Raw genomic sequence first — 19,862 nt, 5'->3', positions numbered from 1 at the left:
ATCCACATGCGAGGTCTCTCCGTCCGCTGGAGGCTGGCCTTGCGCGTTCCGGCCCGCTAACGAGACGCCCGAACCTGAAGGGGGCGAGCGCATGCGCGTGGCGATGATCGGGACGGGATACGTCGGCCTGGTTTCCGGGGCCTGTTTCGCCGATTTCGGCCATGTGGTCACCTGCATCGACAAGGACGCATCCAAGATCGAGCGGCTGCATGCCGGCGAGATGCCGATCTATGAGCCGGGGCTGGAAGGCCTGGTCGAGGCGAACGTGCGCGACGGTCGCCTGTTCTTCACCACCGACGGCGCCGAGGCGATCCGCCAGGCCGACGCGGTGTTCATCGCCGTGGGCACGCCCTCGCGCCGCGGCGACGGCCATGCCGACCTGTCCTACGTCCATGCCGCCGCGGAGGAGATCGCGGGCCTGATCGAGGGCTTCACCGTCGTGGTGACCAAGTCGACAGTGCCGGTCGGCACCGGCGACGAGGTCGAGGCGATCATCCGGCGGGTCAACCCGCAAGCGGACGTCGTGGTGGTGTCGAACCCGGAGTTCCTGCGTGAAGGCGCGGCCATCGGCGACTTCAAGCGGCCCGACCGCGTGGTCATCGGCATCGACGACCTTGAGAGCGATCGGGGCGCGCGGGCCCGGGCGGTGATGGCCGAGCTGTACCGGCCGCTGAACCTGAACGAGAGCCCTTTGCTGTTCGTCGCACGACGTACTTCGGAGCTGATCAAGTATGCGGCCAACGCCTTCCTGGCGATGAAGATCACCTTCATCAACGAGATGGCGGACCTGTGCGAGAAGGTCGGGGCGGACGTGCAGCAGGTGGCGCGGGGCATCGGTCTGGACAACCGGATCGGGTCGAAATTCCTGCACGCGGGGCCCGGCTATGGCGGCAGCTGCTTTCCCAAGGACACCCTGGCCCTGGTGCACACGGCCAAGGAGGCCGGCGCGCCCGTGCGCCTGGTGGAGACCACGGTCGCGGTCAACGACGCGCGCAAGAAGTCGATGGTCGAGCGGGTGCGCGCGGCCGTCGGCGGCGACCTGACGGGCAAGACCATCGGGCTGTTGGGGCTGACCTTCAAGCCGAACACCGACGACATGCGGGATTCGCCCGCGCTGGATCTGGCGCCAGCCCTGACCGCGGCGGGCGCGACGGTTCAGGCCTTCGACCCCGAGGGCATGAAGGAAGCCGGCAAGCTGTTGCGCGACCTGACCTTCGTCGACGGCCCCTACGAAGCGCTGGCGGGCGCCGACGCGGCGGTCATCGTGACGGAGTGGGACCAATTCCGTGCGCTGGACCTGGACCGCGTCAAGCGGACCATGGCGCGGCCGGTGATGGTCGACCTGAGGAACGTCTATCGACCGGACGAAATGCGGGCGCGAGGTTTCGACTACTCTTCGATCGGGCGGCGCTGATCCCGGGAGGCCCACGCTTTCAGAGATGGGTGAGGGCCTGGGACAGATCGGCGAACAGATCGTCGACGTTCTCGATGCCGACGGACAGACGGACCAGATCATCGCCGATCCCGCACCTGGCCTTCGCCTCCGGCGAATAGTCCGAGTGAGTCGTGCTGGACGGGTGCGACGCAAGGCTTTCCGTACCACCCAGGCTGACCGCAAGCTTGAACAGGCGCAGAGCGTTCAGAAAGCGGAAGGCCTCGGCCTCGCCCCCCGCCAGACGGATCGAGAAGGTCGATCCCGGCCCGGCGCACTGACGGCGGAAGATGTCCTGCTGATCGGGTGCGCTCTCCGCGCCTCCCGCGTCGAGGACGGCGGCGATCCCTTTGAGGCCCCTGAGGCGGCGCACCAGTTCCACGGCGTTGGCCTGCGACCGCTCCATGCGGATGTGCAGGGTCTCCAGGCTGCGCGTCAGCAGCCATGCCGTGTGCGGATCGGTGATCGTGCCGCAGATCGTCCGCATCTCGGCGACCCGCGCCATGAGGTCGGCGCGCCCGAGACAGGCGCCGGCGATCAGGTCCGAGTGGCCGCCTACGTATTTGGTCAGGGAATAGACCACGAGGTCGGCGCCGTGCTGCAACGGCTTCTGCCAGAGCGGCCCGAGGAAGGTGTTGTCGACGACCAGGGGCGGCGGCTCGGCGACGCCCAGCGCCCGGATCGCGGCGGCGGCGGCCTGCAGATCGATGAGCTGGTTGGTGGGGTTGGCCGGCGTCTCGACGTAGACGGCGGCGAGGCGCCCTCCGGCACGCGAGGCCTCCGAGCTGGCGGTCGCGATGGCGGCGGCCAGGGCGGCTCCGCCGTCGCAGTCGGCCACGCTCACGGTGCGCACGCCCATGCGCGGGAGGATGCGGTCGAAGAGGTATTCGGTCCCGCCATAGGCCGGAGCGGTGTAGACGACCACGTCGCCGGGTCGGCTGAGAGCGAGGACGGTCGTCGAGATGGCGGCCATGCCGCTGGAGAAGACCAGGGCGCGCTCGGCCCGTTCCCACACGGCCAGACGGTCCTCCAGGATCTCCAGGTTCGGATTGTTGATGCGGGAGTAGATCAGGCCGAGAGCCTCCTCCGGTCCCCGCTCCCTCAGGCCGTAGGCGACCTCGAAGAAGCGCTTGCCGTCCTCGGCCGAGCGGAAGACGAAGGTCGAGGTCTGGAAGATGGGCGGCTTGATCGACCCCTCCGACAGCGAGGGATCGTAGCCGTGCCCCATCATCAGGGTTTCCGGGGCGAGTTGGACGGAATCTTTGATCGGGGACATGCCCCGCTATGGCACGCCGCCGAACGGCTTTCCAAGAAAACAGGCGCCGGATCAGGCGGGCCGTGCGATCGTCTCTTCGGCCCAGATCACGAACTGGTCGAACAGGGCGTCCCGGTCGAACTCGCGAAGGGCGAACGCCCGACCGCGGTCGCCCATGGCGCGCCGCTCCTGCGGCGACATGCCGACGAGGCGACGGACGGCCGCGCCCAGAGCGGCGCCGTCGCCGGCGGGGGCGGTCAGACCGCCGCCCGATTCGGAGATGACGCGCGCGCCCTCGCCGTCGATCATGCCCAGCACCGGGCGCCCCGTGACCATGTAGCTCTGGACTTTTCCGGGCACGGTCAGGGCGAAGATCGGCTCGGGCCGCAGGCTGACCAGAAGTGCGTCGGCGCCGGCGAAGAAGGCCGGCATGCGGTCGACCGGATGACGGCCGAGCAAGTGAACCCGATCGGCCAGATCCCGCCGCGCGATCTCGGCGCGCAACAAGTCCATGGCCCGCCCCTCGCCCACGATCAGCCAGCGGACGGCGTCCAGGTCACGCACCGCCTCGGCGGCGTCGAGGACGGCGGGCATGTCCTGCGCCTCGCCGACGTTGCCGGCGAACATGACGTTGAAGGTCCCGGCGAACGGCCGCGTCTCCGGGGCCGTCTCGACGTCTTCGAGACCCGCCTGAAAAACCGGCTCGACCCAGTTGGGGAAGTAGCGGATGCGCTCGGCGTCGCCGCCGTCGCGGACGACGCTGGGCCAGAAGGCGCGCGACTGGACCAGAATTCGGTCGCAGCGACGGTAGATGAACCGCACGATCCGGCCGACGGCGCCCAGCACGCGCGAAGACCTGACCGCGCCGACCGCCGACAGGCTCTCGGGCCAGAGGTCGAGGATCCACATCAGCACGGGCGCCCGCTTCGTCCGGCGGAACAGCAGGGCCGGCAGCGCCGAGGTGACGGGCGAGCCCTGGAAGACGAAGATGGCGTCGAACCGGCGGCCGCGCAGCTTCCACGCCCCCAGCAGCGTGCCCGTCAGGGCGAAGCTCAGATAGTTCAGCATCAGCCGAACGGCGCCGCGTCCCCGAGGGATCAGAGGGACGCGCAGCACCTCCACGTCGCCGAAGCGCGCGAAAGCGTCCGGGTCGGCCCGGAACGCCGGAAACACCTCTCCGTCGGGATAGTTGGGCAGGCCGGTCAGAACGGTGACCTCATGGCCCCGCTCGCGCATGCCGACGACGAAGTCGTTGACGCGGAAGTCCTCGGGCCAGAAGTACTGGCTGACGACCAGAAGGCGCATCAGTCGAAGCGGCGCCAGACGACGCGCTGAACGTAGTCGGTGTACGAATGGATGATGCGGACGACCTTGTCCGATACGTTCGGCATCGAATAGTCGGCCACTGGGCGGAAGGCGCGGTCGCCGCCGCGCGGCTGGTCGGCGATCAGGGCCAGTCCCTGCATCACGCGGTCGGGGTTCAGGCCGACCATCATCACCGACGCTTCCTCCATGCCCTCGGGCCGCTCGTGCGCCTCGCGGATGTTCAGGGCCGGGAAGTTCAGGATCGAGCTTTCCTCGGTGATGGTGCCGCTGTCCGACAGGACGGCGCGGGCCGACTTCTGCAGGCGAACGTAGTCGTGGAAGCCCAGGGGTTTGAGCAGGCGCACTTGGCCGTGGAAGGTGGCGCCGGCGGCGTCGATGCGCTTCTGCGTGCGCGGGTGGGTCGAGACGATGACGGGTCGGTCCCAGGTTTCGGCGACGCGGTTCAGAATCTCGACCAGGCGCGGGAAGGCGCGGTCGTCCTCGATGTTCTCTTCGCGGTGGGCGCTGACGACGAAGTAGTCGTGCTCCTTCAACTCCAGCCGATCCAGCACGTCCGAGCCGTCGATGCGGTCGCCATAATGGGTCAGCACTTCGAACATCGGGCTGCCGGTCTTGATGACCCGGTCGGGCGGCAGGTTCTCGGCCAGCAGGTATTCGCGGGCGATGTCGGAATAGGTCAGGTTCACGTCGGCGACGTGGTCCACGATGCGGCGGTTGGTCTCTTCCGGCACGCGCTGGTCGAAGCAGCGGTTGCCGGCCTCCATGTGGAAGATCGGCACGCGGCGGCGCTTGGCCGGGATCACCGACAGGCAGGAGTTGGTGTCACCCAGAACCAGAAGGGCGTCCGGCCGCTCGGCTTCCAGCACGCCGTCCATGGCGCCGATGATGGCGCCGATGGTCTGCGCCGCGCCGCCCTGGGCCGCGTTCAGGAAATGGTCGGGCTTGCGCAGGCCCAGGTCGTCGAAGAAGACCTGGTTCAGTTCGTAGTCGTAGTTCTGGCCGGTATGGACCAGGATGTGGTCCGTCGTCTCGTCCAGCCGCGCCAGGACGCGCGACAGGCGGATGATCTCGGGCCGGGTGCCGACCACGGTCATGACCTTGAGCTTCTTCATCGTCAGACCTTCATCGCGACGGTGTCGGGGCGGGCGCGGTCGAAGATCTCGTTGGCCCACAGCATGACGACCATCTCCTGATCGCCGACGTTGGTGATGTCGTGGGTCCAGCCGGGGATGGTCTCGACGATCCGTCCCTGCCCGCCCTCGGTTTCGAGGTGAAAGGTCTCGCCCGTGACGATGTGCCTGAAGCCGAAGCGGGCGCGGCCGGTCAAGACGAGGAATTTCTCGGTCTTGGTGTGGTGGTAGTGCTGGCCGCGCGTGACGCCCGGCCCGGCGGTGAAATAGCTGAACTGGCCGCAGTCGGGCGTCTTCAGCATCTCCACGAAAACGCCGCGGGGATCGCCGTGCCGGGGCACGTCGTAGGCGAACTGCTCGGGCTTCAGATAGCTGAGATAGGTCGAATAGAGGGCCCGGACCAGGCCCGTCCCCACGCGGTCCGTGACAAGGGTGGAGCGGCTTTCGGGGAAAGCGCGGATGGCGTCGGCGACGGCGCCGACCGTCGTGTCGTACTCAGGACCGGCATGCGCGAAGCCGGGACGGTCGCCATGGGCGCCCGTCGGATCCTCCAGCACCCGCAGGAAGGCGTCGCAGACGTCGTCGACGTAGACCAGCTTCAGAGGGGCCGCCGGGTCGTTGACCGTGATCGGCAGCCCGTTCGCCACGTTGTGGCAGAAGGTGGCGACCGCGGAGTTGTAGTTGGGCCGCGCCCACTTGCCGAAGACGTTCGTCAGGCGGAAGACGTGGACGGGCGCGCCGGTGGCCTCGCCGTGCGCCAGCACCGCCTGTTCGGCCGCCAGCTTGGACCGGCCGTAGGCGTTGTCGCGCTCCGCCTGGGTGGAGGAGGTGATGATCAGGGGCGCGCGGTTTCCGGCCTGGGCCAGGATCTGGCACACCTCACCCGTCAGCCCGGCATTGCCGGTCTCGAACTCGTCTTCCGTCTGAGGACGGTTCACGCCGGCGAGATGAAAGACGACGCCTGCGGCCGCGACGGCCGCTCGCATCGCCGCGGGGTCGTCGCCCAAGTCGAACCCCTGAGCCTCCACGCCGCGCTCCGCCAGGCGGATCATCAGGTTCTGGCCGATGAAGCCCCTGGCCCCCGTGACCACGACCGTCATCGTCAGTCCTCCAGAACGGCGGGCTCGCCCGCCACGATCCGCCGCATGAAATTCAGCTTGAGAAGGAGGGTCTTCATGCCCTCGACGTCCAGGCGTTCGGTGTTGTGGCTGTTGTACTCCTCCCCGCCCGCCGCGCCGGGATCGCCCTCGTCGACGAACTTGTCGTAGTTCAGGTCGCGGGCGTCGGGCGGGACGCGGAAATAGTCGCCCATGTCCTCGGCCTGGGTCCGCTCCTCGCGCCCGAGCAAGGATTCGAACAGCTTTTCGCCGTGGCGGGTGCCGATGGTCTTCACCGGGTGGTTTGGGCGGCCCATCAGCTCCAGAATCGCTTTGATCAGAACTTCGATGGTCGCGGCGGGCGACTTCTGCACGAACATGTCGCCGTTCTTGCCGTGGGCGAAGGCGAACAGGACCAGCTCGACCGCGTCGTCCAGCGTCATCATGAACCGCGTCATCTGCGGATCGGTGACGGTGATGGGCTTGCCGGCCAAGATCTGGCCGACGAACAGGGGGATGACCGAACCCCGGCTGGCCATGACGTTCCCGTAGCGCGTGCCGCAGGCGACCGTCCCCGTGCCCTCGAAGGTGCGCGAGGTGGCGACCATGACCTTCTCCATCATGGCCTTGGAAATGCCCATGGCGTTGATGGGATAAACGGCCTTGTCCGTAGACAGACAGATGACGCGCGACACCTGGGCCGCGCGCGCGGCGTTCAGCACGTTCTCGGTGCCCACCACGTTCGTCTGCACCGCCTGCATCGGATAGAATTCGCAGGACGGCACCTGTTTCAGGGCCGCGGCGTGGAAGACGTAGTCGACGCCGTGCATGGCGGCCTGAACGCTGGTGCGGTCGCGCACGTCGCCCAGGTGGAACTTCAGCTTCGGATGCGCATAGGCCTTGCGCATGTCGTCCTGCTTCTTCTCGTCGCGCGAGAAGATGCGGATCTCGGCCATGTCCGACTGCAGGAAGCGGCGGAGCACGGCGTTGCCGAACGACCCCGTGCCGCCCGTGATCAGAAGCGTCTTGTCCTTGAACATGGCCCCTCTTTCCCCTCCCCGACCCGTCCTCATCGGGCGGCGGCGAACAGGGGCTCCTTCTCGGCGGGTTTCGGATAGTTGATCAGCACGGCCCTGTACTGACCCTTGAAGACGAACAGGCTGCCGGCGGCGGCGCCCACCACCCCGCAGGCGGCGAACAGGTCGGACAGATGCTCCAGCTTGCCGGCGCCGCCCAGCATGGTCATCGGAATCCTGACCCGCTCGCGCAGCTTCCGGGCCAGATCGAGGTCGTAGCCCATCATCCGGCCGTCCTGATCGACCGAGTTCATCACGATCTCGCCGGCGCCCAGGTCGGCGACCTGGCCCGCGAACTCGACGGCGTCCAGCTTCGCGGAGCGCTTGGCGTTGTGCGTGACCACGTCCCAGCCGCGCCCCAGCATCTTCTTCTTCGCGTCGATGACGACGACCACGGACTGACGGCCGATCTCACCGGCGATTTCGGAGACCAGTTCGGGGCGCTCCACCGCGGCGGCGCTGATCGACACCTTCTCGACGCCCAGGCCGATGATGCGTTTGGCCTGATCGACCGTCCGGACGCCGCCGCCGTAGCAGAGGGGCATGCGGCATTCGAGGGCCATGTGTTCGATGGCCTTGTAGTCCGGCTCGACCCCGTTCACCGACGCGTCCATGTCGACGACGCAGAGTTCGTCGGCTTCCTTTTCGTTGAAGATCTTCACTGTGTTGATGGGGTCGCCGACGTACTTCGGATCCTTGAATCCGACGGTCTTCACGAGGCCTCCCTGGTGAACGAGCAGGAAAGGTATGATCCGGGGGCGGAGCATCTCAGACTTCCGCGAAATTCTTCAGCAGGTTGGAGCCGAAGTGATGGCTCTTTTCCGGATGGAACTGGACGCCGTGCACATGGCCGCGGCGCACGGCGCAGGCGAACTGAAGCCCGTAGGAGGTGTGGGCCACGGCGTCGGCGGGGTCAGCCGGCTCGAAATAGAAGGAATGCAGGAAATAGAAGCGGGCGTCGGTTTCCAGGCCCTTGAACAGGGTTTCGCCGGCGATCGGCTGGACGTCGTTCCATCCCATGTGCGGCATCGGCAGGTCGGCGTTGGCGGGCGCATGCGAGAAGTGCCGCACCCGGCCCGGAATCCAGCCCAGGCCCGAACGCAGACCTTCGTCCGACCCCTCGGCCAGCATCTGCATGCCGACGCAGACGCCCACGACCGGGATCTTCTTGTCGACGACCAGATCTTCCAGGGTGTCGCGCATGCCGGACGCGTCGAGCAGGTCCATGGCGGCGTCGAAGGCGCCCACGCCCGGCAGGACGATCCGCTCGGCGGAAGCCAGTTCGTCGGCGGTCCGGGCCGTGCGCACGGGCATGTCCATGCGCTTGTAGGTGTTGGCGAAGGCGCCGACGTTGCCCAGACCGTAGTCGACGATGGTGATCACCGGATGATCGCCCGCTGCATGCCGAGGGTCCGCATGCCCCAGGTGCCGACGTCGATGAAGGTCATCGCGTTCTTGTAGTCGCGGTAGGTCTTGCGGGGCATGTCGCGATAGCCCTCCAGCTCCTCGACCGTGATGCCCAGCTTGTTGGCGATGTACTCGAAGTCCTGCTTCATCTCCTCGACCGGATAGGCCGGCTGGGCGATCTTCTTGAGGGCGTCCTCGCGCGACAGCTGGCCGGTCAGGATCAGGCTGGAGAAGTGCGCCCGGCGCTTGTCGAAGCCGAACCGCGTGGGCAGCCAGTATCCCTCATAAAAGCGCGTGAAGCGGCTTTCGTGGTGCTTGTGGGCGTACTTCTGCCAGCCGAAGCGCTGGACCAGCTCCTCCATCGCCTCGTCCTTGATGTAGGGCACGTGGTTCAGGGGCTTCACCACCTGAACCCCCTTCACGTAGCGATAGTAGAGTTTGAAGGTGAAGATGTCCGACTGAGGGAAGGACTTCAGCGGGATCGTGCCGTGCTTGGCGTGGATGTCCTTCAGGTTCCGCAGGTCCGAGGCGTGGTAGTGCCACTCCAGCGGCTCGCGCACGCACTCGGTGGAATAGTTGGCGCCGGTCAGGATGTATTTTGAGCCCGTACGGGCCGCGTAGTTGTAGAGGCCGGCGAAGAAGGCGTGGTCCTGCGGCGTGTCCAGGTGCGGAACGCCGGACTTGAAATAGGCCAGCTGCAGGTCGCGCATCTCGGGCCAGTTGACGACCTCCGTGAAAAGGTCCAGCCCCAGGCCGTCGACCAGCTTCTCGATGTTGTTGACCGCCTGCTGCGAGTTCCAGCCCGCGTCGACGTGGTAGAGCAGAGGGCGCAGACCGAACTTTTCCTTGGCCAGATAGACGACGTAGGAGCTGTCGACGCCGCCGGACAGACCGATCAGGCAGTCGTGGTCCTTGCCCTTGCCGTCGGCCTTGATCTTGTCGATCTGGGCCATGATTTCGCGCTCGCCGCGCGCATCGGTGTGCCAGTTCGGCAGGATGGTCGAGTGGTAATTGTTGCAGTAGTCGCACCAGCCGCGCTCGTCGAACACGATCCCCGAGTCGGAGGTGTCCATGATGCAGTTGCTGCAGATCTGATACGGCCGATCGTTACGGGGCGCGGTCGACATGGTGTGCGGGCATCCAGATTGAGGCGACAGCCTGATAGCGGCGCTAACAGCTTCATCCAAGCGATGTTTTCACGACGGGCGGGGCGGCTTCGGCCCTGAGACGATCCTGTCCAGCAGGTCGACGTAGGCGCGTGACTGGGCTTCGCGGGACAGGGTCTGCACGAACGGCGTGGGCTCGACCGCGGCCGCGCCCCGGAATTCGGCGGAGTTCAGATGACGGTAGTGGGCGTCGGGATCGGTCGAGACGAAATGAGCCGGCGACGATCGCACGATGAAGGAGCCGGCGGTGGTGTCGGGAGCGATGTCGGCCAGGACAGGCCGCCCGGACGCCACGTATTCGAAGAGCTTTGTCGTCAGTATGCCCGAGGCGCTGGATTCCCGGCCCGGCAAGGGAGGAACCTGATTTTCGCAGAACAGGACATGATCGGCGGTGACGATCAGATTCAAGGCCTGGGCGTAGGGCACGAAGGGGTGGAAACTGAAGATGGGTTTCAGGTCCGGGTGGCGGGCGTCGAGATGCTCCACCATGCCCTGCCATTCGCCGTAGTATTCGAAGCGGAACCGCGTCGCGAGATCGACGCCCTCGTCATGCAGACGCTGCAGGGCCGCGAGCAGGGCGTTGGGGATACGTCCCGGCGTGATGATGCCGAGATAACGGATGACGAGCGGTCGGCTCTCGACGGGCTCGCGGGAAGCCGCGGCAGCCTTGGCCTGGTCCAGGCGCTCGGGGTCATAGCCGTTCATCACGGTGTGAACGGTCGGATAGAGCGTCCGGTAATAGTCGCTCATGGGCTCTGAGATCGCCACGACCGCGTCGGCTCGCTTCAACAGCCAGCGATCGAGGATCAGCTCCAGAGCCTTGGCGATCGGTCCGCCGCGCATTTCATGGCAATTGCTCAGCGGGTCGCGGTAGTCGAGCACCGCCGGCAGGCCGAAACGCCCGCGACAGATGACGGCGGCCAACAACGGCGGCCATGGGGGCGTGGTGCCGACGACCACGTCCGCCGACCGCAACGCCGTCTTCACCCGCTCGTCCAACCAAGGGCTGGCGAAGGCCAGGCCGAAAGGGAGGCGGGGATCGGGCACCTGGCCCAGGAGATCCTGCACGAAGGTCTTGATGCGGCCGGCGAGTCCGGGGGAAGTCGATCGGGCGTCCACGTCGACCTCAACAGGTCGTTCCGACGGACGCACGCGCCCCAGCGCATCGATCTCGATCAGGTCGACGCCGTCCGGGACGGATTCGGTGAAGACGCCGTCGGCCGAGGACTTGCGGGTGGCCACGACGGTGACGCGCCGCCCCCACCGCGCCGCATATTTCGACAGGGCCTCCATGCGCTTGGCGCCGGAGCTGTTGATCGGCGGATAGTAGTGGACCAGCAGCACGATGGACGCCGCGGCGGGAGAAGTCACGGTCGGGCCTCCGCCAAGGCGCGGGCGACCAGGTCGGAGGCATGGCCGTCGCCGTAGACGTCGGCAGGCACCTGACCCTGGGCAGGGTTGGCGATGGCGGCGGCGATCCGGTCGGCGTCGGCCCCCGCGAGGATGTTGTGACCGTGTTCGACCAGTTCCGGCCACTCCGTCTCGTCGCGCAGGACGATGCCCGGCACGCCGTGGAAGAAGGCTTCCTTCTGCACCCCGCCGCTGTCGGTGGCGATGGCCCGGGCCTGGCGTTGCAGGACCAGCATGTCGAAGTATCCCACCGGATCGATCACCCGCAGATTGGACGGCACGTCCATGCCGCTTTCGGCGATCCGCATTCGTGTGCGGGGGTGCAGCGGAAGAAGGACCGGAACGCCGGCCTGGCCGAAGCCGCGCAGGATGGCTTCGAGCCGAGCCGGAACGTCGACGTTCTCCTTGCGGTGCAGGGTGGCCAGCACATAGCCCTTCGCCGCCAGACCCAGCCCGGCCAGAACGTCGGACCGCTCCAGCGCGATGCCGCTGAAGATCCGCACGGCGTCGTACATCACGTCGCCGGTGAAGCGGACGCGGTCGGCCGGCGTGCCTTCCCGTTCCAGATGCGTCATCGCCAGCTGGGACGGCGCCAGAAGAAGCGAGGATATCCGGTCGGTCAGGATGCGGTTGATCTCTTCCGGCATGGCCATGTTGAACGACCGCAGGCCCGCCTCGACGTGCACGACGGGCACGAGTTCCTTGGCGGCGGCCAACGCGCCGGCCAGGGTGCTGTCGGTGTCGCCGTAGACCATCACCCAGTCGGGCTTCGTTTCGCGGATCAGGGACTCGATGCCCTCCATGGCGCGGCCGGTGTTCTGGGCGTGGGTGCCGCCGCCGACCGCGAGATTGTGCGCCGGGGCCGGAAGTCCGAGCTCTTCGAAGAACACGTCGGACATGTTGCGGTCGTAGTGCTGGCCGGTGTGGACCAGGATCTCCTCGAAGCCGCCGTGGCGCGCGAGCGCGGCGGAGACCACCGCCGCCTTGATGAACTGGGGGCGGGCGCCGATGACTGTGATGACGCGGATGGACACTCGACCTGCTCCAGTCTGTTGGGATCGGCGATGGCGGGAGGGGACGTCAGCGAAGGGATCGTCGACCGGGCACGTTGGCCGCCGCATCGGCGCCGCGGGCGCGCAGGGCGCCGGCGATCACCAGGAACAAGGCGACGGCCAGAACGCCGTTGTCGATCAGAGAGACCGGCGTGTCGATGAGATAGAGCGACATGTACAGGAACATGAAGCCGTAACTGAGCGACCGCAGGATCGAGCGAGGCCCTCGCAGATAGGCGCGATAGGCCATGGCGTAGAACAGCCCCAGCGCACCGAACAGGAACACCACGCCGAGAACGTGGGCGTTGTAGTAGGCGGAGCCGATGGACGACACCGGCGCCGTGCCCCGCGTCGTCCCGTACATGATGGCGTAGACGTCGTGGGCGATCATGCTGCCGTCGAACCCGGGGAGAACGCCCAAAAGCGCGCGGCCCCAGTCCGTGAACCAGACGGGATCCAGCGTGGCGATGTAGTCGAAGCCGATCAGTCCGCTTTCCTGCTGGATCGTGGTGAAGCGCATGACGGTGTCGCGCAGCAGAACCCAGGCGCCCGCGTCGGCGCGGCCGTAATAGACCGCCGTCATGGCCACGAAGGCGGCGGCGATCGGCGCGCCATAAAGCGCCACCCGGCCCATGTCGACGCCCCGGCGTCCCGTCGAATGCAGCACATAGGCGGTGAACAGGGCGGCGGACGTGTAGAATAGATAGCCGCGCTGACCCGTCCCGGCGAGGGCCAGGAACACGGCCGGAATGGCGAAGGCGGCATAGGCATAGAGCAAGGGGCGGTTCCGGGCGCGCCAGATCCAGATGCCGATGGCCGTGGCGGTCATCGGCAACAGGACGTTCTTGAACTGGTTGACGTAGCCGGGTGCGAAATACTCGTCCCCGGAATAGGCGTTCACGCGAGCGGTCGAGTAATCCTCAACTCCTCCACCGATCAGAAGTTGAAGGATTATGTTGTAGCCGACAGACTGATAATAAATGACCGTGATCAGAAGGCAAAATGCGAACATCATGCCGGTGAACAGCTTGATGTCCTGATGTTCTTCGATCTCCGGCTTCGCCCCGAACTCGGCCACATCATGCACGACGCCGAAATTATGAAGATAGAAAATCGCGGCCACGGAGAAGACGATGTGTGCGACGAAGAACAGGAACGAATAGAAGAGGTGGCCGCCATAATCGACGTCGATGAGGGAGAAGGTTCCCAGCGCCATCGCGCCCTGGGCGATGATGAACCAGAAGAACGGCGCGCCGTTGCGAAACGGGCGCAACATCCACAGCGTGCCGCCCGCGAGGAACAGGTAGGACAACGACAGGATCATCTTGGTCAGCATTGCGGGGTGACCTACGCGGTGAACCACGACAAGGCAATCGCCGCCGGCAGCGCCAGGAGGGCGCCTGCGACGGCCAGGACGGCCGCTTCGATCCCGACACGGAGCAACTTCGCCCGGTCGGCCCCCACGACGTGCAGAACGACCGCGAGATAGACGGCATAGAAGACCAGGCCGGACACGGCATAGGCCTCGACCGTCCAATTCCGTGCGGCGGCGGCGGTCGCGATCACCGCCCCGACGCGGATCGCCAGGCCCGCCGCCTGAAGCGCCAGCGCCGTCCGCTGCCGGCCGGCGACGTGCAGCGCCGTCGACACCGGCGAGGCCAGGAACTGGAAGAAGAACCACGGCGCCATCCAAGCGACCAGCACGCCGGACCGAGTCCAATCCTGACCGAACACCAGGCCGAAGGCGGCGGGAGACACCCCGGCCAAAAAGGCGATCGGCGCCGCCGAAAGGCGCGCCAGTCGTTGGAGCATGTCCCCGGTGAAGGCGCCCAACCGCCCCTCGCGGTGCGCTTCGGGCGCATCTGACAGATAGACCTGGCCGACGGCCTGACCGACGAGGGCCATCGGGGCCTGAAGCAGGAAGACGGCGAGCGTCAGATAGCCGGCCTCCGGTCCCGCGGCGAGCGCGGCGATCAACAGCACGGGCAGGTGGATGGAGGCCGCATTGGCCAGCGCCTCCCCCACGGAATAGCGGGGAAACCGGTGGTGAATCGCTGCGGCGCGGGCCATTCCGGCCAGACTGATCCGCCGAAGGAGGCCCCGCTCGCGCCATAGCAGGCCGGCGCCCAGGGTTGCGGCGCCGGCGCCGTAGTTGAGCATCTGGCCCACCAGCAACCCCAGCGGAGCGACGCCCGCGGCGCCGAGGCCCAGCTGGCCGGCGGCGGCCGACGCCGACTGCATGACGCGGCTGCGCGCGATGGGCCCGAAAGCCTTGCGCCTCACAAACCACATCTGGAGCGCAAGATAGAGCCCGCCGATCAGGAGCGCGGGCGACAGAAGCCACATGTGCGGGATCAGTCCGGGCTGGCCCAGCAGGGCCAGAACCGAGGTCGGCAGCAGAAAGATCGCCAGTCCCGCCGCCAGACTGATCGCCACCACCGCCGCGACGCTGAGGCCGAGAAGATTCGCCGCCTCCTCGTCGTCTTCGGGCAAGGGAATGGCCATTTCGAAGCGCAGGCACGAAGCGACGACGAGGATTCCGATCAGGCTGGAGAACGCCGCCGCCGCCGCGAAATCCGCCGGTGAATACAGGCGCGTGGCGATCGGCATGGCGGCGGCCGTGATGCCGTGGGCCAGGGCGGTGCCGCCGACCAGGACGCCGATGGAACGCACCACGCCCGCCTGGGTCACCCGGTCCAGCAGTCGGCGGAGCCGGCCGGATCGATCCGACGCCTCCGGCCCCGGAGTGGTCACGACGGGGCTCCGCCCCACGCGAAGCGGGCCTTGTAGGCCTCGAATGCGGTCTCAAGTTCCGCCTGCTTCTCCGCCGGCATGCGCATCCGAGCGGGACGGACCTCGTCGCCCAGGACCGGTCGGGGCGCCGCCAGCAGGGCCTCGAAATCGACCATCATGGCGATCTCGCTCTCGTAATGGCGGCGGGCGAACTGCTGCAGGGTGTCGGTGAGGAAGACGGGGGTCCGGCGGATGGCCAGAACCTCTCCGGCGTCCGCCTCCTCGTCGATCCAGTGCAGGGTGTTGGCGATCGGCATGCCGTCGAGGATGGCCCACTTGAACGCATCCAGCCCGCGGACGAGGGGGATGAGGCCGGGATGCGAGTTCAGCACGCGACCGCGGGTGGCCGCCACGAATCCGGCCGGCAACAGGCCGGCGCCCAGGATCAGGAACAGGTCCGCCGCGTCGGCGGGAATGTCGTCCGGTGAGGCGCAGGCGGTCCAGGGCGCGCCGAGCGCCGCCGCCACGTCGCGCGAGTGCGCGCCCTCCTCCATGTCGGGGCGATGGGCGAACAGGATGTTGCGGGCGGGCCGGGGCGTGAAGGGCAGCGCGTGGAACGACAGCTCCGCCGTTCCCTTCAGCGCCAGCCCCAGGGCGACCTGCTCGGTCTTGAGATGCCGCGCGTCATAGGTGATGAGCCCAAGCCGCATGCGTCAGAGCACCAGCGGCAGGCCGACGCGGGCGCCGTCCCGGGCCGAACGGTAGATGGCGATCAGCGTCTCCAGAGACCGCAAGCCGGAACGACCGTCCGTCTCCGGCTCCGCCTCGCCCTTCAGAGTGGCGATGACGTTCTCGTAGTAGAGCGGGTGACCGAAGCCATAGACCGACGTCGTGGCGTAGCTGGCCTCCGCCACCTTCGCGTCATCCTCGTGCGGCTCGGCGAATTCCCAGGTCTGGACTTCGTTCACGGCCACCCCGCCGATGCGGACGGTTCCCTTCTCGCCCAGGATGGTGATGCTGCCTTCCAGGTTCCGAGGATAGGTCAGCATGGTGACGTTCAGCGAGCCCAGCGCGCCCGAGCGCCAGCGCAGGGCGACCGCGGCGGTGTCCTCGGCCTGTATCCGCCGCTCCAGCGTGGCGGTGTAAGCCTGGACGCTGTCCAACGGCCCCACCAGCCAGTCCAGCAGATCGACGTAGTGGCTGGCCTGGTTCATGAGGGCCCCGCCGTCCCATTCCCAGGTGCCCCGCCACTTGGCGGCGTCGTAGTAATCCTGCGGTCGGGTCCAGAAGACGTTCAGCGTGACCATGTGGATGCGCCCGAACCGGCGTTGCTCCATCGCCCGCTTCAGCAGCTGGAGCGTGGCGTTTCGACGGTTCTGCTTGACCACGAACAGCCGCACGCCGGCCTCGTCGCAGGCGCGCACCATCTCAAGGCCGTCGGCGTAGCGCGTGGCCATCGGCTTTTCCGACACGACGTGGATGCCCGCCCGGGCCACCTGGATGGCCTGCGACGGATGCAACCCGCTGGGCGTGGTCAGGATCACCGCGTCCGCCGTGGTCGTCGCCAACATGTCGGTCAGCGAGGTGTGCGCGGCGGCGCCGGTCGCTTCGGCGGCGACGCGCGCGGCTTCAGGATCGATGTCGCAGACGTCGACCAGTTCGCAGGAGTCGGCGTGTTTGGTCAGGGCGTCGAGGTGGCTCTTGGAGATCCGTCCGCAGCCGACCAGGGCGAAGCGGACCTTGCGGTCCTTGACGTTGGGGCGTGGGGTCATCGGGTTCAGGCCTTCACCACGGCGTCGCCGGCGGCGAACTTGCCGCGGGAGTCCACGATCAAGGCCGAGTGCGCCCGGATCAAGTCATAGTCGAAACGGGCATGGTCGGTCGCCAGCAGGACGCAGTCGTAGGAGGCCAGGCTTTCCGGAGTCAGGTCCACGCTGCTGAGATCGAAGCTGTGTTCGCGCATCTTCGGGAAGACGGGAACGTGCGGGTCGCTGTAGTCGACATGGGCGCCGAGATCGCGCAGCTTTTCCATCAGGATGACCGACGGGCTTTCGCGCATGTCGTCGACGTTTTTCTTGTACGCGATGCCCAGAACCAGGATCCGGCTGCCGCGCACCGGCTTCAGACGCTCGTTCAGAGCGTTGGTCAGCTTGGCCACGACGTAGTCCGGCATGGCCGAGTTCACCTCCCCCGCCAGTTCGATGAAGCGGGTGTGCAGGCCATATTCGCGGGCCTTCCAGGTCAGGTAGAACGGATCGATCGGGATGCAGTGTCCACCCAGTCCCGGGCCGGGCCAGTAGGGCACGAAGCCGAACGGCTTGGTGGCGGCGGCGCCGATCACCTCGTGGATGTCGATGCCCATGCGGTCGGCGACGATCTTCATCTCGTTGACCAGACCGATGTTGACCGCCCGGTGGATGTTCTCGAGCAGCTTGGTCAGTTCGGCCGCCCGCGTGGAGCTGACCGGGACGACGCGGTCGATGACCTGGCCGTAGAGCGCAAGGCCGACCTCCAGACAGGCGGGCGTGACGCCGCCGCAGACCTTGGGAATGGTGTTGGTGGTGAAGTTCGGATTGCCCGGATCCTCGCGCTCCGGCGAATAGACCAGGAAGGTCGTCTCTCCGACCTTCAGGCCGACGGCCTCCAGGCGCGGCATCAGCTCCTCGTCGGTGGTGCCGGGATAGGTCGTGCTTTCGAGGGACATGACCTGGCCTTCGCGCATGTGCGGCGTCAGGCTGTCGACCGTGTCCAGAACGAAGCTGAGGTCCGGCTCGCGGTACTTGTTCAGCGGGGTCGGCACGCAAAGGATCAGAGCGTCCGCCTCAGGCGTTCGCGAGAAGTCGACCGTGGCCTCGAACCCCGTCGAGCGCATCGCCGCGACGTCGGCCGCGGCGATGTGCTCGATGTAGCTTTCACCCCGGTTCAGGGCGTCGACCTTGTCGGGCGCGATGTCCAGCCCCAGCACCCGATAGCCCATCTGCGAGAACCGGATGGCGAGCGGCAGTCCGACGTAGCCGAGTCCGACGATGCCGATCACGGCGGTGCGGTCGTTCAGGCGTCGAACGAGGGTTTCGCGAAGTGACATGGCGTCGAGCCCTTGAATTCATGGGGCGTCGCGTCCGCGGCCGACGGCGGCCGGACCTCCCCCGGGGGGCGCCTTTACGCAATTTCCGGGCTGTCACAAACCCCCAAAGCATTGCCGATTCATGACGCTTTGATCTCAGTCGAAGCTCTTGGACGATCGCCCGGCCTCCGGTAGGGAGGCCCGCGCCGCGCCGGGTGGCCGGGATGAGGGGGCCAGAATGAAATTTCAGTCCGCGTTGTTGCGCCTGATCGACGTCTGCGCGGGGCTGTTCGGCGGACTGGTGGCACTGCCCGTGGTGCTGATCCTGGGCCTGGCGGTGCGGGCGGGCTCGCCGGGGCCCGCGCTGTTCAAACAGGCGCGGCTGGGCCGGAACGAGCGGGTCTTCACCCTCTACAAGCTGCGGACCATGGCGGTGGGCACCCCCAATTCGGCCAGCCACGAGGTCTCGACCAGCTACGTGACCCCGCTTGGCGTGAAGCTGCGCCGATTCAAGCTGGACGAACTGCCCCAGCTCTGGAACGTGTTGATCGGCGACATGAGCCTGGTCGGCCCGCGACCAGGGCTGCCGCATCACGTGGAGCTGACGGAGGCCCGCCGGCGCGAGGGCGTGTTCGACGTCCGCCCGGGCATCACCGGACCCGCCCAGATCCGCGACATCGACATGTCGACGCCCGACCTGCTGGCGCAGACCGATCGGGAGTATGCAGCGAGCCCCAATCTGGTCGCCTATGTGCGCTGCGTTCTGCTGACGGTGGTCGGAAGGGGCCAGGGCGATGCGCTCGGCGGGCGCTGACTCTCTTGTCCTGATCGGGGGCGACGGATTCGTCGGGCCGGCGGTCGAGGCGGAAGCCGAGCGGCGTGGACTGAAGCTCCGATCGACCGGCGTCGACGACCCGCACGTCGAGGCCGGGGACCGGGTTCTGTTCCTGCACGGGCTCGCCGGTTCGCTCTTCTCCGAGGCGAACCTGCGCGCGGCCAACGTCGAGGCGGTGGCCCGCTGCGCCTCCGCGGCGCGCCGGGCGGGCGCGGAACGGTTCGTCCTTCTCGGTTCCATTTCCGTGCACGGGCGGTCGTCGCCCGACCCCATCGATCCCGACTCCGGACTGCGACCCAAGGGGCCCTATGCGCGATCACGCGCAGACGGAGAGACGGCTCTTGCGAAGGCTCTGACGGGCGGCGGCACCGGCTGGGCCGTGGTGCGGGCGCCCATGGTGTACGGCGAACCGGGCGCCGGTTTCGGACCTCTCAGCGCCGCCGTCGCGCGCGGCCTGCCCTTGCCGCTCGCCGGAGCCGTCGCGCCGCGCAGTTTCTGCGGCGTGGAAAACCTGGCGTCCGCCCTGGTCACGGCCGCCCTGTGCGACCGGTCGGGGACGCTGATCCCCGCCGATGCCGACGACCTGGACGCCCGGACCCTGTGCCGGCTCATCGGCGAAACCCTCGGGCGGCCGGCGCGGCTGCTGCCCGCGCCCGGGCCGCTGATGCGCCCGCTGCTGACCGTCCTCGGTCGCGGCGAACTGTACGACAGTCTGTTCGAACCGATGACGGTCGATCGCGCGCACTGGCGCGACTGGAATTGGGAACCGGCGACGTCCCCACGTGAAGCGATCGACGCCGCCCTGCCCCGGAAGGACGGCCCGAACGATGCCGCAAGACCGTCACAAGACTGAGCGCTGCATGTGCGAAGGGCGCTCGC

At 67.5% G+C, this 19,862-nt stretch carries 18 protein-coding genes; 3 read left to right on the top strand and 15 right to left on the bottom strand.

Translation table 11 applies throughout. The features are described 5' to 3' along the window. Positions 1–91 precede the first annotated feature (91 nt). A complete protein-coding gene (locus VGN45_RS12730; RefSeq protein WP_327463052.1) occupies positions 92–1,414 on the top strand; it encodes a UDP-glucose/GDP-mannose dehydrogenase family protein in 1,323 nt (440 codons plus the stop codon). Positions 1,415–1,433: 19 nt separating this feature from the next. Here VGN45_RS12730 and VGN45_RS12725 read toward each other — a convergent pair whose 3' ends face one another. The 15 genes from VGN45_RS12725 to VGN45_RS12655 all read right to left on the bottom strand — a co-directional run bounded on the left by VGN45_RS12725 (position 1,434) and on the right by VGN45_RS12655 (position 18,169). Beyond that, positions 1,434–2,708, bottom strand: coding sequence for a cystathionine gamma-synthase family protein (locus tag VGN45_RS12725; RefSeq protein WP_327463050.1), 1,275 nt, complete (start codon positions 2,706–2,708; stop codon positions 1,434–1,436). A 51-nt stretch (positions 2,709–2,759) separates the two neighbouring features. Beyond that, positions 2,760–3,992: a glycosyltransferase family 4 protein gene (locus tag VGN45_RS12720; RefSeq protein WP_327463048.1), complete on the bottom strand. Its 1,233-nt coding sequence runs from the start codon at positions 3,990–3,992 to the stop codon at positions 2,760–2,762. Next, entirely contained in the window at positions 3,992–5,125 is a 1,134-nt protein-coding gene (gene wecB, locus VGN45_RS12715; RefSeq protein ID WP_327463046.1) for a non-hydrolyzing UDP-N-acetylglucosamine 2-epimerase, read from the bottom strand. Before wecB (VGN45_RS12715) ends, VGN45_RS12720 begins: the two co-directional genes overlap by 1 nt. Positions 5,126–5,127: 2 nt before the next feature. Further along, positions 5,128–6,243, bottom strand: coding sequence for a UDP-2-acetamido-2,6-beta-L-arabino-hexul-4-ose reductase (wbjC, locus tag VGN45_RS12710; protein WP_327463044.1), 1,116 nt, complete (start codon positions 6,241–6,243; stop codon positions 5,128–5,130). Between the two features lie 2 nt (positions 6,244–6,245). Further along, the gene (locus VGN45_RS12705) at positions 6,246–7,280 is read right to left on the bottom strand and encodes a polysaccharide biosynthesis protein (protein WP_327463042.1); all 1,035 of its coding nucleotides are present in this window, start codon (positions 7,278–7,280) and stop codon (positions 6,246–6,248) included. 29 nt (positions 7,281–7,309) lie between these two features. After that, positions 7,310–8,083 carry an AglZ/HisF2 family acetamidino modification protein gene (locus VGN45_RS12700; protein ID WP_327463039.1) on the bottom strand — a complete coding sequence of 258 codons (774 nt, stop codon included), beginning with the start codon at positions 8,081–8,083 and terminating at the stop codon, positions 7,310–7,312. A gap of 1 nt (position 8,084) precedes the next feature. Further along, positions 8,085–8,699, bottom strand: coding sequence for an imidazole glycerol phosphate synthase subunit HisH (gene hisH / locus VGN45_RS12695; protein ID WP_327463037.1), 615 nt, complete (start codon positions 8,697–8,699; stop codon positions 8,085–8,087). After that, positions 8,696–9,850, bottom strand: a complete 1,155-nt coding sequence (locus VGN45_RS12690; RefSeq protein WP_327463035.1) for an N-acetyl sugar amidotransferase — start codon at positions 9,848–9,850, stop codon at positions 8,696–8,698. The genes hisH and VGN45_RS12690 overlap by 4 nt, the downstream gene beginning before the upstream one ends. Positions 9,851–9,919: 69 nt before the next feature. After that, positions 9,920–11,260, bottom strand: coding sequence for a glycosyltransferase (locus VGN45_RS12685; protein WP_327463033.1), 1,341 nt, complete (start codon positions 11,258–11,260; stop codon positions 9,920–9,922). Then, complete coding sequence (gene wecB, locus VGN45_RS12680) at positions 11,257–12,333, bottom strand: non-hydrolyzing UDP-N-acetylglucosamine 2-epimerase (RefSeq protein ID WP_327463031.1); 1,077 nt, start codon at positions 12,331–12,333, stop codon at positions 11,257–11,259. The genes VGN45_RS12685 and wecB (VGN45_RS12680) overlap by 4 nt, the downstream gene beginning before the upstream one ends. A 46-nt stretch (positions 12,334–12,379) precedes the next feature. After that, entirely contained in the window at positions 12,380–13,687 is a 1,308-nt protein-coding gene (locus VGN45_RS12675; protein ID WP_327463029.1) for a hypothetical protein, read from the bottom strand. Between the two features lie 11 nt (positions 13,688–13,698). Continuing rightward, the gene (locus VGN45_RS12670; protein WP_327463027.1) at positions 13,699–15,105 is read right to left on the bottom strand and encodes a lipopolysaccharide biosynthesis protein; all 1,407 of its coding nucleotides are present in this window, start codon (positions 15,103–15,105) and stop codon (positions 13,699–13,701) included. Continuing rightward, on the bottom strand, positions 15,102–15,794 hold the full coding sequence (locus tag VGN45_RS12665) for a formyltransferase family protein (RefSeq protein WP_327463025.1): 693 nt from the start codon (positions 15,792–15,794) through the stop codon (positions 15,102–15,104). Before VGN45_RS12665 ends, VGN45_RS12670 begins: the two co-directional genes overlap by 4 nt. A 3-nt stretch (positions 15,795–15,797) precedes the next feature. After that, entirely contained in the window at positions 15,798–16,856 is a 1,059-nt protein-coding gene (locus tag VGN45_RS12660) for a Gfo/Idh/MocA family oxidoreductase (protein WP_327463023.1), read from the bottom strand. Between the two features lie 5 nt (positions 16,857–16,861). Then, entirely contained in the window at positions 16,862–18,169 is a 1,308-nt protein-coding gene (locus tag VGN45_RS12655) for a nucleotide sugar dehydrogenase (protein WP_327463021.1), read from the bottom strand. 217 nt (positions 18,170–18,386) lie between these two features. On the opposite strand from VGN45_RS12655, the gene VGN45_RS12650 reads away from it, so the two are divergent. Together VGN45_RS12650 and VGN45_RS12645 are read left to right on the top strand one after the other, a co-directional pair. Next, positions 18,387–18,962: a sugar transferase gene (locus VGN45_RS12650; protein WP_327463019.1), complete on the top strand. Its 576-nt coding sequence runs from the start codon at positions 18,387–18,389 to the stop codon at positions 18,960–18,962. Beyond that, positions 18,943–19,836, top strand: a complete 894-nt coding sequence (locus VGN45_RS12645) for an NAD-dependent epimerase/dehydratase family protein (RefSeq protein WP_327463017.1) — start codon at positions 18,943–18,945, stop codon at positions 19,834–19,836. The genes VGN45_RS12650 and VGN45_RS12645 overlap by 20 nt, the downstream gene beginning before the upstream one ends. The last annotated feature ends 26 nt before the right edge of the window (positions 19,837–19,862 follow it).

Origin of the sequence: Brevundimonas sp., from assembly GCF_035999125.1 — a bacterium.
In the GTDB taxonomy this organism is placed as follows: domain Bacteria; phylum Pseudomonadota; class Alphaproteobacteria; order Caulobacterales; family Caulobacteraceae; genus Brevundimonas.
Note: the sequence above shows the minus strand (reverse complement) of the source record. Positions and strands in the feature narration are given on the sequence as shown.

Bases quoted from the DNA above. Each gene is read 5' to 3' on its own strand.
- VGN45_RS12730 (WP_327463052.1), top strand. From the start codon at position 92: ATGCGCGTGGCGATGATCGGGACGGGATACGTCGGCCTGGTTTCCGGG.
- VGN45_RS12725 (WP_327463050.1), bottom strand. From the start codon at position 2,708: ATGTCCCCGATCAAAGATTCCGTCCAACTCGCCCCGGAAACCCTGATG.
- VGN45_RS12720 (WP_327463048.1), bottom strand. From the start codon at position 3,992: ATGCGCCTTCTGGTCGTCAGCCAGTACTTCTGGCCCGAGGACTTCCGC.
- wecB (WP_327463046.1), bottom strand. From the start codon at position 5,125: ATGAAGAAGCTCAAGGTCATGACCGTGGTCGGCACCCGGCCCGAGATC.
- wbjC (WP_327463044.1), bottom strand. From the start codon at position 6,243: ATGACGGTCGTGGTCACGGGGGCCAGGGGCTTCATCGGCCAGAACCTG.
- VGN45_RS12705 (WP_327463042.1), bottom strand. From the start codon at position 7,280: ATGTTCAAGGACAAGACGCTTCTGATCACGGGCGGCACGGGGTCGTTC.
- VGN45_RS12700 (WP_327463039.1), bottom strand. From the start codon at position 8,083: ATGCTCCGCCCCCGGATCATACCTTTCCTGCTCGTTCACCAGGGAGGC.
- VGN45_RS12690 (WP_327463035.1), bottom strand. From the start codon at position 9,850: ATGTCGACCGCGCCCCGTAACGATCGGCCGTATCAGATCTGCAGCAAC.
- VGN45_RS12675 (WP_327463029.1), bottom strand. From the start codon at position 13,687: ATGCTGACCAAGATGATCCTGTCGTTGTCCTACCTGTTCCTCGCGGGC.
- VGN45_RS12665 (WP_327463025.1), bottom strand. From the start codon at position 15,794: ATGCGGCTTGGGCTCATCACCTATGACGCGCGGCATCTCAAGACCGAG.
- VGN45_RS12660 (WP_327463023.1), bottom strand. From the start codon at position 16,856: ATGACCCCACGCCCCAACGTCAAGGACCGCAAGGTCCGCTTCGCCCTG.
- VGN45_RS12655 (WP_327463021.1), bottom strand. From the start codon at position 18,169: ATGTCACTTCGCGAAACCCTCGTTCGACGCCTGAACGACCGCACCGCC.
- VGN45_RS12650 (WP_327463019.1), top strand. From the start codon at position 18,387: ATGAAATTTCAGTCCGCGTTGTTGCGCCTGATCGACGTCTGCGCGGGG.
- VGN45_RS12645 (WP_327463017.1), top strand. From the start codon at position 18,943: ATGCGCTCGGCGGGCGCTGACTCTCTTGTCCTGATCGGGGGCGACGGA.